The sequence below is a fragment of the Proteiniborus sp. DW1 genome, from assembly GCF_900095305.1.
Classification (GTDB): domain Bacteria; phylum Bacillota; class Clostridia; order Tissierellales; family Proteiniboraceae; genus Proteiniborus.
Window position 1 is genome coordinate 39,252 of the sequence record NZ_FMDO01000036.1, and the last position, 12,331, is coordinate 51,582.

At 32.3% G+C, this 12,331-nt stretch carries 15 protein-coding genes; all 15 read right to left on the minus strand.

The annotated features are described in order from the left end of the window. Positions 1-30 precede the first annotated feature (30 nt). Positions 31-2,115: a translation initiation factor IF-2 gene (gene infB / locus DW1_RS09120; protein WP_143474397.1), complete on the minus strand. Its 2,085-nt coding sequence runs from the start codon at positions 2,113-2,115 to the stop codon at positions 31-33. Positions 2,116-2,131: 16 nt separating this feature from the next. Beyond that, on the minus strand, positions 2,132-2,446 hold the full coding sequence (locus tag DW1_RS09125; protein ID WP_074350310.1) for a L7Ae/L30e/S12e/Gadd45 family ribosomal protein: 315 nt from the start codon (positions 2,444-2,446) through the stop codon (positions 2,132-2,134). Further along, entirely contained in the window at positions 2,447-2,707 is a 261-nt protein-coding gene (locus DW1_RS09130) for an RNase P modulator RnpM (protein ID WP_074350311.1), read from the minus strand. 23 nt (positions 2,708-2,730) lie between these two features. Further along, a complete protein-coding gene (nusA, locus tag DW1_RS09135) occupies positions 2,731-3,768 on the minus strand; it encodes a transcription termination factor NusA (RefSeq protein ID WP_074350312.1) in 1,038 nt (345 codons plus the stop codon). Between the two features lie 19 nt (positions 3,769-3,787). Beyond that, positions 3,788-4,252: a ribosome maturation factor RimP gene (gene rimP, locus DW1_RS09140; RefSeq protein WP_074350313.1), complete on the minus strand. Its 465-nt coding sequence runs from the start codon at positions 4,250-4,252 to the stop codon at positions 3,788-3,790. A gap of 259 nt (positions 4,253-4,511) precedes the next feature. Next, positions 4,512-5,177, minus strand: a complete 666-nt coding sequence (locus DW1_RS09145; RefSeq protein ID WP_074350314.1) for an MgtC/SapB family protein — start codon at positions 5,175-5,177, stop codon at positions 4,512-4,514. Positions 5,178-5,185: 8 nt separating this feature from the next. Then, positions 5,186-5,821 (minus strand): glycosyltransferase family 2 protein, encoded by a 636-nt coding sequence (locus DW1_RS09150; protein ID WP_074350315.1) that lies wholly within the window; start codon positions 5,819-5,821, stop codon positions 5,186-5,188. A gap of 32 nt (positions 5,822-5,853) precedes the next feature. Then, the gene (gene ispG, locus DW1_RS09155) at positions 5,854-6,900 is read right to left on the minus strand and encodes a flavodoxin-dependent (E)-4-hydroxy-3-methylbut-2-enyl-diphosphate synthase (RefSeq protein ID WP_074350316.1); all 1,047 of its coding nucleotides are present in this window, start codon (positions 6,898-6,900) and stop codon (positions 5,854-5,856) included. An 11-nt stretch (positions 6,901-6,911) separates the two neighbouring features. Then, positions 6,912-7,907: an RIP metalloprotease RseP gene (gene rseP, locus DW1_RS09160; protein WP_200800500.1), complete on the minus strand. Its 996-nt coding sequence runs from the start codon at positions 7,905-7,907 to the stop codon at positions 6,912-6,914. A 27-nt stretch (positions 7,908-7,934) separates the two neighbouring features. Next, positions 7,935-9,086 carry a 1-deoxy-D-xylulose-5-phosphate reductoisomerase gene (locus DW1_RS09165; RefSeq protein WP_074350318.1) on the minus strand — a complete coding sequence of 384 codons (1,152 nt, stop codon included), beginning with the start codon at positions 9,084-9,086 and terminating at the stop codon, positions 7,935-7,937. A 140-nt stretch (positions 9,087-9,226) separates the two neighbouring features. Then, the gene (locus tag DW1_RS09170; protein WP_074350319.1) at positions 9,227-10,003 is read right to left on the minus strand and encodes a phosphatidate cytidylyltransferase; all 777 of its coding nucleotides are present in this window, start codon (positions 10,001-10,003) and stop codon (positions 9,227-9,229) included. Between the two features lie 10 nt (positions 10,004-10,013). Next, a complete protein-coding gene (locus tag DW1_RS09175; RefSeq protein ID WP_074350320.1) occupies positions 10,014-10,763 on the minus strand; it encodes an isoprenyl transferase in 750 nt (249 codons plus the stop codon). A 58-nt stretch (positions 10,764-10,821) separates the two neighbouring features. Next, entirely contained in the window at positions 10,822-11,016 is a 195-nt protein-coding gene (locus DW1_RS09180) for a hypothetical protein (RefSeq protein WP_074350321.1), read from the minus strand. Between the two features lie 5 nt (positions 11,017-11,021). Further along, positions 11,022-11,579: a ribosome recycling factor gene (gene frr / locus DW1_RS09185; protein WP_074350322.1), complete on the minus strand. Its 558-nt coding sequence runs from the start codon at positions 11,577-11,579 to the stop codon at positions 11,022-11,024. Positions 11,580-11,581: 2 nt separating this feature from the next. Then, a complete protein-coding gene (pyrH, locus tag DW1_RS09190; RefSeq protein WP_074350323.1) occupies positions 11,582-12,298 on the minus strand; it encodes a UMP kinase in 717 nt (238 codons plus the stop codon). Positions 12,299-12,331: the final 33 nt, after the last annotated feature.

Below are 12,331 nucleotides of genomic sequence, written 5' to 3' on the forward strand. Positions count from 1 at the left end.
ATCCTTTTTCCTTTATGCATTACTAACAATTTATCTTTTTATTTCCTCTAAGGTAAAAGCTTCTATTACATCTCCTTCTTTTAGGTCATTATAGCCTTCTATACCCAAGCCACCTTCGTATCCAGTAGCTATTTCCCTAACATCATCTTTAAATCTCTTCAATGAAGAAATATTTCCTTCATGAATAACTACATTATCCCTTAAAAGTCTTACTTTAGCATTTCTTAGTATTTTACCTTGTTGTATATATATTCCTGCTACCATGCCAACATTTGGCACTTTAAATGTAGCTCTGACCTCAGCCCTACCAAGTATTACTTCTTTATATTCTGGTGCAAGCATACCTTTAATTGCAGCTTCAATATCCTCAATAGCATTGTATATTACTCTATATGTTCTTACATCTACATTTTCTCTATTTGCAATGTCCATTGCAGTATTAGTTGGTCTAACATTAAAGCCAATAACTATGGCATTTGAGGCAGATGCCAGCATAATATCACTCTCAGTTATAGCTCCAACTCCTCCATGGATTGGGTTTACTTTTACCTCATCTATACTCAACTTTTCCAATGATTGTTTCACTGCTTCTATAGACCCCTTCACATCTGCCTTTATAATAATATTTAAATCCTTTACTTCGCCTTGTTTAATTCTCTCAAATAGATCGTCTAAAGAAACCTTTTGAGTAACTTTTAGTTGTTCACTTCTAATAGCCTCTTTATTACGTTCAGCTATTTCCCGTGCTTTTTTATCATCTTCTACTGCATAAAGGGATTCTCCTGCCTCTGGAACTTCAGATAGTCCAAGTATTTCCACTGGCATAGAAGGACCAGCCTTTTTTACTCTTTTTCCTTTATCATCGAGCATCGCTCTAACTTTTCCATAGGCTACTCCAGAAACTACTGAATCTCCAACACTAAGTGTACCCTTTTGTACTAACACTGTTGCAACTGGACCTCTTCCTTTATCTAATTTAGCTTCTATTATCGTTCCAACTGCATTCCTATTAGGATTAGCCTTTAACTCTTGCATTTCAGCTACTAATAATACCATCTCTAATAATTCATCTATTCCAATTCTTTTAAGAGCAGACACAGGAACAAATATTGTGTCTCCACCCCATTCTTCAGGTACTAAGCCATGCTCTGTTAATTCTTGTTTAACTCTATCAGGATTAGCCTCTTCTTTATCAGTTTTATTTACTGCGACTATTATTGGCACATTTGCTGCCTTAGCATGATTTAAAGCCTCTATAGTTTGAGGCATTACACCATCATCTGCAGCTACTACAAGTATTGCTATATCTGTTATTTGTGCACCCCTTGCTCTCATGGAAGTAAAAGCTTCGTGACCAGGTGTGTCTAAGAAAACAACTTTTTTATTATTTACTGTTACAGTCGATGCTCCTATATGTTGTGTTATCCCTCCTGCTTCTTTTTGAGTAACACGAGTTTCTCTTATAGCATCTAATAAAGAAGTCTTCCCATGGTCTACGTGTCCCATAACTGTAACAACTGGAGGCCTAAGCTTTAAGCTCTCCTCAGGATCCTCGCTATCTAAAAAATCGTCGTAAATTGAATTTTCCTGTTCTGTAACTTGCTTGTTTAGTTTTAATTCACAGTTAAATTCTGAGGCAACAATACTTGCTGCATCAAAATCAATTTCTTGGTTTATACCAGCCATAACTCCTAAAGCAATCAATTTAGAGATTACTTGGTTAGAACTTACACCCACCTTCTCAGCTAAATCTTTAACTATAATTTTATTATCTACTTCAATAATCTTAATCTCTTTATTAGTCAATCGTTCCTTATCCTTTTCTTTATTTACCTTAGTATTTTCTTCACGTTTTTTAGTTTTCTTAGGCTTTGAAGAAGAAGCCTTCTTTTCATAAAAATCTTCATTAGTATCATCATAACTTTCTATATCTTCATCTTCGTCTTTTTTACTAGACTCTTCTTTGATATATTCCTTAAGTAGCTCAGCTTCTTCCTTATCCACAGAGCTCATATGGCTTCCAACCTTCACATTTAATTCATCTAACTTATCCATTAATTCTTTAGTTGATATTCCTATTTCTTTTGCTAATTCATATATTCTTATTTTAGTCAAACTATGCACCCCCAATTTATTTACAGGTGGTAATTTTATCTATAATTTTTAATAAAGCTTTTGAAAATGCTTCATCATTTACTGATATCACAGAGGTGAGCCCTTTTCCAATAGACTCCCCAAGTTCTACTTTTTGACCTATTTCAAGGTATCTAATATTTTTTTGATTACATATACTCTGAAATTTAGATTTTGTATTATCTGAAGCATCTGAAGCAATAATTAACAATTTAGACTTTCTTTCTTTTAATGATTGAATACAACCCATCTCACCTGATATTATAAGCCCAGCTTTCCTACCGATACCGAGCATTGATAATAGTTTTTTCATCTACTCTATCTCCTTAAACAAGTCATCATAAATCTTGTCAGGAATTTCAACCTCTAATGCTTTATTCAGTCTTTTGGTTTTTATTGCTTTTTCTAAACAGTCACTAGTTTTGCAGATATAAGCTCCGCGTCCATTTGCTTTTCCTGTTAAATCAACAAATATCTCTCCATCTTTATTTTTAACAATTCTTATTAATTCACGTTTGGGCTTCCCCTCAGAGCAGCCTAAACATTTTCTAAGAGGTATCTTTTTCACCTTCAACTTCTATCACCCCTTAACAAGTATTAATTATCTAATTGTCCTTCGCTTTTTATATCTATTTTCCAGCCAGTTAGTTTTGCTGCAAGTCTAGCATTCTGGCCTTCTTTACCTATAGCTAACGATAATTGATAGTCAGGTACTACAATTAAGGCAGACTTTTCACTTTCATTTACATCAACCTTTATAACTTTAGCAGGGCTTAAACTGTTGGATAAAAACTCCTCAATATCCTTACTCCAATTAATTATATCGATTTTTTCGCCCTTTAACTCAGAAACAATTGCTTTAACCCTAGCACCTTTAAATCCAACACATGCTCCAACAGGATCTACATTTGGGTCTTTAGAATACACTGCAATCTTAGTTCTTGATCCTGCCTCTCTTGAAATACTATAGATATCAACAATTCCTTCTTGTATTTCTGGAACTTCAAGCTCAAAAAGTCTTTTAACAAGACCTGGGTGTGTTCTAGAAAGTAGGATTTGAGGGCCTTTAGTAGTCTTTTTAACTTCTAGAATATATGCCTTTATCCTATCTCCTTGATTGTAAACCTCACCTTGAATTTGCTCGCTTGGAGCCAATATTCCTTCTGTTTTATCTAAGTCTACGTAAACATTGTTTTTGCTAACTCTCTGAACTAATCCGGTTACAATCTCATTTTCTCTGTTGATGAATTCATCAAAGACTATTTCTCTTTCAGCCTCTTTTATTTTTTGCATTACAACCTGCTTTGCAGTTTGAGCAGCTATCCTTCCAAAGTTTCTAGGTGTAATCTCTATATTAACTATATCATTTATATCATACCTTGTGTCTATTTCCTTAGCAGCTTCTAAGCTAATTTCAAGCAAATCGTCTTCTACTGATTCAACCACTGTTTTCTTTGCATATACTTTTACTTCACCATTTTCTTTGTTTATTGCTACCTCAACATTTTGTGAAGAGCCAAAATTCTTTTTATAACCTGAAATAAGAGCTGCTTCTAATGCTTCGAATATTGTGTCTTTGCGAATACCTTTCTCTTTTTCAATTTCTTCAAGGGCCTCTATAAACTCGGCTTTCATATCCCCTTTAACCTCCCTACTAAAATTTAATAGCTAGATTAATCTTTGATATAATCTCTCTATCTATCTGAATCTTTTCTTCTTTTTCATTGATAATTATTATATTTTTATCATCAAAGCTAACTAGTTTGCCAATATACTTTTTCTTGCCATTTAGTTGCTTATACAGACTAATTTCTATATCTTTTCCAAAGCTTCTTTCTAAATCCTTGTTATTTTTAAGCGGTCTATCTAGTCCAGGTGAAGATACTTCTAAAAAATAATTTTCTTTTATAGGGTCTTTTTCATCAAGGAGAACACTTAATTCTTCACTTACTCTTTGACAGTCATCTATTGTTACTCCGCCGGGTTTATCAATAAACACTCTTAAATAAAAGTGTGGACCTTCTTTTATGTACTCCACATCAACTAATTCATAGGTAAATTTTAACAATATCGGTTCTAGCATTTCTGCAACCATATTTTCTATTGCTGCTTTTTTCATATGTTCACCTCCAAACAATTACGTTTATATTTTGCCATAAAATAGCTTAATTATTCTAAATGCATATTATAATAAAGTAAGAGTGGGAAATCCCACTCTTGCTGCATAGGTCTATTTAATTAAAGCATATCATATTTTTTTCCAAAAATCAAATATTAAATAAAGTAAGCTTACTGCTACTATATAATTCATATAAAAATATATTCTAAAGCTTCTAACATAAACATCTATACTTTTCTAATATTATTTTCCTAATCCTTTATGATCTATTTTGTACATCTATCACACCATCTTCATCACTTAATTTGCTTATTAATTCATTCTTTAAAGATATATTAGGGATTTTTATAATTAAATTCACTATTTCTATTTGTTCATCCTCTGGAACTAACTCTATATTTAAAATATGTCCGCCTAGATCTCCAATAATTTTACATATCTTTCCTAGTTGTCCTGGCTTACTAATAGCAGTTATCTTAAGATTCATGTAGTTTCTTCTTAATTTTATGTGCTTTTCAAACTTCGAGAAAGACAATAAAGTAATAAGTACTAATGATACTGTAATTATGGCGCCTAGATAAAAACCTGCACCAACAGCAATGCCTATGCAAGCTACTGCCCATAAGCTTGCAGCTGTAGTCAATCCTCTAACGGTATCGCCTTGTCTAATAATAGTTCCAGCACCTAAAAAACCTATTCCGCTTATTACCTGGGCACCAAGTCTGTCAGGTTGTAAAGATGTCTGTTCCTTAAACATATCAAAAATAAAAATAGAAGTAAGCATAACAAGTGTTGAACCTACACATACTAAAATATGAGTCCTAAGCCCAGCAGGTCTTTTTATACTTTCCCTCTCAATCCCTATAATACCTGATAATATAACTGAAAGGATGAGTCGAGTAACCACTTCTTTAATCGAAATCATTTCATCACCTATCTATAACTAGTAATAACTTTTACTATATCCCAGTACATCTTCATCCTAGAAATGAAACCTTTTATTATACCTAATTTCTCTTCTTTCATTACATGAGTAAGATTTTCTAAAATTATTTCTTTTGTTTTGATATTGTTTATCGTCACATACTTCGTTAAAGCAACTTCTACCCCATACCTTGTTATATCAATATTGGGAATACTTTCAAATAAATACCTTCTTATTGCCCTTTGACCTGATAAATATGGAGCCACCTTTTGGGCTAAATCCGTAGTAAGCCTACCATTACTAAATACTCCAATTGTCATATCAACATCTCCATTAACTACTGGAATCAATAAGTCAATTATATGTTGCTCACTAAGACCAATCAGATCTGCATCTAAAAACAATAGTATTTCTGACTGTGTGGCATTTACACCTTTATTCAAAGCTCCACCTTTACCAATATTATCTCTTAAGTCTAATATTCCTACATTATGCTTTTTTGCAATATCTACAGTTTTGTCTATAGAGCCATCGCTTACCACTATTATTTCGTCTACTAATTTAACCTTTTTTACTGCTTTAATAACGTCACCAATTGTTTTTTCCTCATTATATGCTGGTATTATAACAGTTATTGAACACATTTAACCACCTTAACTTTATCTACAAGTTTTGTCTATAATTTCTCTATTTCATAAATAAGCTCATCAAGCAACTTATCTTCGTCGACTTTTTTAATTATTTGACCTTTTTTAAATATTAGAGCTGAGCCTTTACCTCCTGCTATGCCTAAATCAGCTTCTCTAGCTTCTCCAGGTCCATTAACTGCACATCCCATAATTGCAATTTTAATAGGTTTTGAAATATTATGTATTCTCTTTTCAACTTTATTAACTAAGTCAATTAAATCTATTTGAGTTCTTCCACATGTAGGACATGAAATTATTTCTATCTTATCCTTAAGTAAACCTAAAGTTCTTAAAATCTGTTTGCCAACCTTTACTTCTTCAACTGGATTACCTGTAAGTGAAACCCTAATAGTATCTCCTATTCCCATTAGAAGCAACGAACCAATACCTATAGAAGATTTAATTGTTCCAGTCCAAGGAGTTCCTGATTCAGTTATTCCAATGTGAAATGGATATTCAATTGATTCTGCAGCCTTTTTATATGACTTTACAGTTAATGCTATATCTGTTGCTTTTAAAGAAACCTTTATGTTATTATAATTCAAGTCTTCTAATATTCTAATATGTTCTAATGCACTATATAACATAGAATCCTCATTTATCCCATTAAATTTCTCTATTATTTCCCGCTTTATAGAACCAGAATTAACTCCTATTCTTATAGGTATTTGCCTATCTTTACAAGCAAGAACTACTTCCTTCACCTTATCCTTTGAGCCAATGTTTCCTGGATTTATTCTAAGACCATCTGCTCCATTTTTTATTGCACTAAGAGCAAGTCTATAATCAAAATGTATATCTGCAACAAGTGGAATGTTAATTTCTTGCTTAATTTTTTTTATAGCTTCAGCAGCATCATTATCTGGAACAGCAACTCGTACTATATCACAACCTGTCTCTTCTAATTCCAATATTTGCTTAACTGTCCTTTCTACATCTCTTGTATCTGTATTAGTCATGGACTGAACTGTTATAGGGTTCTCTCCACCAATACCAACATTGCCTACAAAAATTTCTTTGCTTTTTCTTCTCATGGTTTCACCGCCTAGAAAATATTAAATTTTATTAAGTCTTTATAGGCTACTACTAACATTAACAATATTAAAAATACAAAGCCTATAAAGTGAATAAATCCTTCTCTCTCTGGATTTACTGGTTTACCACGAATCAATTCAAGCAAAAGGAAAACAAGTCTACTTCCATCAAGTGCAGGTATAGGTAAAAGATTAAAAAATCCTAGATTTATACTAATAAATCCTGCAACATAAAGAACGTATTGAAAGCCTGACTTAGCAGCTTCTCCAACAAGATATACTATTCCTACTGGACCTGATATGTCTCCACTACTTACTTTTCCTCTAAAAAGCATAGCTATAAATTGGAACATTAAGCCCAATATCATTATCATGTTCTGAAATCCACTTTTTATTGATAGTGGCAATGATTTAACTAATTTAGGAGTAATCCCGATAATTAATCTGTTTTCTTCTTTATTAGTTATTGGTTTCATAATAAAGTTATACTCTTTTCCATTTCTAATAACTGAAACTGTTATTTCTTCTCCATTAGAGGTGCCAATATAGTTTTTAATATCATCCCAACTATTAACTTCAGAACCATTTATGCTTTTTATAGTATCTCCACTTCTAAGCCCTGATTCATATGCAGGCAATCTCTCTGTAGCCTCATCTATAGTCGTAGTAGGTACTCCTACATTATAAGCATAAATACTAAACACTATAATAGCTAGAACAAAGTTCATTATAGCTCCTGCAGCTATAACAGCCATTCTTACTCCAATCGGCTTTTTACTAAAACTCTTTTCATCATCAGAGTGTTCGTCTTCACCTTCCATTTTTACGTAGCCACCAATAGGTAATAACCTTAAGCTATAATCTGTGTCCCCTTTATTTATTTTAAATAATCTTGGCCCCATACCAATAGCAAACTCATGTACCTTAATTCCAGAAATTTTAGCTATAATAAAGTGCCCAAATTCATGAAAAACTACAACTATAAAAAAAACAAAAATCGTCGCCAAAGCAGTTTGCAATTATAAAACACCACCTTAATTACATGTTCTACTTAGAATTTCACTTCTCGCCCATTTATCACTATCTAAAATATCATCTAGAGTAGGATTATTAATTGTAATATGGCGAGTCATTGTATTATGAATAATCTCGGGAATTTCTAAAAATTTTATTTGGTTATTTAAAAACATTTCTACAGCAACTTCATTTGCAGCATTTAGTACTGCTGGCATAGTTCCTCCAATATTAATGGCTTCATAAGCTAACTCTAAGCATGGAAAAACTTCTGTATTAGGAACTTCAAAGGACAGCTCCTTTAGACTGATAAAGTCAAGCTTTTTTAATTGGTTTCCTACTCTCTTAGGATGAGTTAACGCATATTGTATAGGTATTCTCATGTCAGGAATACCTAAATGAGCAATTATACTACCATCAATATATTCTACCATAGAGTGTATTATACTTTGAGGATGTACTATTACTTCGATTTTATCAATATTAATATCAAATAGCCACCTTGCTTCTATAACCTCGAGCCCCTTATTCATTAAGGTGGCAGAATCAATAGTTAGTTTTTTACCCATTTTCCAATTAGGATGCTTAAGAGCATCTTCTACCTTAACGTTTTCTAAATCACCTTTTTTTCGTCCCCTAAAAGGTCCTCCTGAGGCAGTCAATATTAGTTTTGAAATCTCATCTCTATTTCCACATCTTAAAGCCTGAAAAATCGCAGAATGTTCACTGTCAACTGGAATTATATCCACATTATTTCTTGAAGCTTCCCTCATTACAATTTCTCCAGCTGTTACTAATGTTTCCTTATTGGCTAGTGCAATTTTTTTACCGCATTTAATTGCTTCCAAAGTTGGAAGTAGTCCTATCATACCAACCACTGAAGTAATTACTATATCAATATCCTCTAGAACAACCGCCTCAATTAGTCCTTCAATCCCAGAGCTTACTTTTATATTATACCCTTTGAGCCTATCCTTTAAAATCTTAGATTTTTGTAAATCCATAACTACGACAAGCTTGGGATTGAATTCTAAAGCCTGTTGTTCAATCAAATCAATATTTTTATTAGTAGTTAAAGATACCACCTTATATTCTTTAGAGCTTTTTATAACATCTAGAGCTTGAGTCCCTATGGAACCTGTAGAACCTAATATACTTATTCCTATCAAAATACCACTCCTTATTTTAGACGGATGCTATTTGTCATTGTTACAGTATATTTACAAGATTATGAGAGTATTAATTTATTACTAAAATACTGGTAACAACAAAAATAGATCAATTTAAATAATATACGCATCTTTAAATAAGACTATCTCAGCACAAACAAAGTTATATAATAATATACTAAAGGTCCTGTAAAAAGTATGCTATCAAATCTATCTAAAATGCCTCCATGTCCAGGCATTATATTGCCATAATCCTTAATATTTGCTAATCTCTTAATTCTAGATGCAGCTAGATCTCCTATTTGAGCCATTATAGAACAAATTATACTTAAAATAGCGATTTTTAAAAAATTATCAAGCTTGAAGTAATAGGAAAAAGCTAAATTTAAAACTAGACTTCCAAAAATTCCTCCCAAAAAACCCTCTACACTTTTCTTAGGACTTAAATTGGGGCAGAGTTTTCTCTTCCCAAAATTGACTCCTATAAAATAAGCAAAGGTATCTGTACCCCAAGCAGTTATAAACACAATCCAAATATAAATGCTACCACCTAGTAAGGCAATATGAGAAATAAAATAAGGTATATACAAAGCTCCCATAACTGTTATAGCAATGTCACTAATCTTAACTTTTTCATTAAATACTAGAATACAAAGTAAAGATATAACATACAAGAATAGTAGTACACTAAAATAATCATTTTTATTTAAAACAATCAATAGAAATAAGCCAACAGCAAACACATAATTCATAAATAAGATAGTCTTAAGTCCGTTAATCTTCCTAACAGCCCTATCAAACTCATATAATCCAATTAAGGAAATCAGCAAAACAGAAAGATTCAATAATTGACCTCCAACTAGAACTACAGTAAAAAGAATAATCAATCCTATTAAACCTGAAATAATTCTAATTTTCATAGCTATTCACCTAAATTCCTCCAAATCTCCTTTTTCTACTTTGGTATTCAATTAAAGATTTATAAAGCTGCTCGGTATTAAATTCTGGCCAATAAACGTCTGAAAAAACAAATTCCGTGTAAGCAACTTGATAAAGCAAAAAGTTACTTAGACGCTTTTCTCCACTTGGCCTTATTAGTAAGTCTGGATCAGGTTGATTTCTTGTAAAAAGGTAGTTCTTAAATACTTCTTCATTTATTTCATCTAAAATTACATCCCCACTTCTTACATCTTTAATTAATGACTTAATTCCGTTAACGATTTCGTTTCTGCCACCATAATTCAAAGCAATATTAAGATTCATTTTATCATTGTTTTTAGTTTTTTCTACTGCCTTTTTCACTTCTTCCCTAGGTAAAGCAGGTAGGTCATCTATATTGCCTAAGATGTTTATTTTTACATTATTTTTATGTAAAGTAGTAAGCTCTTTTTTAAGATACTCAACTAGCAGTTTCATTAGTGTATCGATTTCTTCCTTGGGACGTCCCCAGTTTTCTGTTGAAAAAGCATAAAGAGTTAAGTAGGGTATTCCAAGATTTCCAGCAGCTTCAACAATTTCCTTTACTCTTTCAACACCCTCTCTATGGCCTGCTGTTCTAGGAAGTAACCTTTTTCTAGCCCATCTACCATTACCATCCATTATTATAGCTACATGCTTAGGTAACTTATCCATATCAATTTTGCTCAACAAAGTATTCGTATTTATTTCATCTCTGCTCATACTATTACCTCCATATACAGTTTAACTACTAAAAACCCCTTCTTTACATAAGAAGGGGTTAAAAGTAGCTAACTACAACAGTAATGATACTTCCAGTATCAGTACATCTAACTATTCTTGGCTCAAATAGTAAAGGTTCTTTGAGCTTTCTATCCGCTGTTGTCCCTTTAATCTCTATTTTATTGCTACTTTGCTTTTTCAGAAGATTTAAACCTTCTTCCAGTGGAAACCCTATTATATCATACTTACTCAATAAGATTATACCTCCATAAGTTCTTTCTCTTTCTGAACTAGTAGGTTATCGATTTCTTCTATATACTTATCTGTAATTTTTTGCATTTGCTCTTCTGCTTGTTTTTGCTCATCTTCAGTTATCTCAGATGCTTTTTGTAGCTTTTTAATTTGATCATTAGCATCTCTTCTACCATTTCTAATAGCTATTTTAGCAGTTTCTGCAACTTTTTTTACTACCTTAATTAATTCCTTTCTTCTCTCTTCTGTTAACTGAGGAATAACTAGTCGAATCACTTTTCCATCTACGGAAGGGTTTAATCCTAAATCTGATTTCAAAATTGATTTTTCTATTTGTGAAATAACACTAACATCCCAAGGCTGAATCACTAGTAGCCTAGGCTCTGGTGCTGAAATGTTCGATATTTGATTTAGTGGTGTTTGAGTTCCATAATAATCAATAGTGATTCTGTCTAATAGAGTTGGATTTGCTCTTCCTGCTCTTATACTATTAAGTTCCTCTTTATAAGCCTTAATAGTTTTTTTCATCTTTTCTTCTGTTTGCTTATGAATGTCTAGATACATAATTATTCCTCCTTTACATGTGTTCCAATTTGGTCTCCCTTAATAATTCTTACAATATTATTAGCATCATCAATGCCAAAAACAATTAAAGGTATTTTATTATCCATACACAAAGATGTAGCAGTAGAATCCATAATTCCTAATCCTAAATTCAAAATATCTATATATTTCAATTTATCAAATTTTTTTGCTTCAGAATTTAGATAAGGATCAGAATCATAAACTCCATCTACTCCTTTTTTTGCAAGTAAAATAACTTCAGCTTCTATTTCAGCAGCTCTCAACGCAGCAGTAGTATCAGTAGAAAAATAAGGATTGCCAGAGCCACCAGCAAAGATTACAACTCTACCTTTTTCTAAGTGTCTAATAGCTCTTCTTCTTATATAAGGTTCTGCAATTTGTCTCATTTCTATAGCTGTCTGAACTCTTGTTAAAACACCTATCTTTTCTAAAGCATCCTGTAAGGCAAGTGCATTAATGGTAGTTCCTAGCATTCCCATATAGTCAGAGGTTGTTCTATCCATTCCCTCAGAACTTCTTCCTCTCCAGAAGTTGCCTCCTCCCACTACTATAGCCACTTGAACCTTCATCTCTTGTATTTTTTTTATTTCTTCAGCGATTCTTATAATAGTGTTTTCATCGATACCAAAACCTTTTTCTCCTGCTAATGCTTCACCGCTAAGTTTTAGAACAATTCTCTTATATTTGGGTTCTATCATGTAAACACTCCTAGCATAAATATTCTACATCAT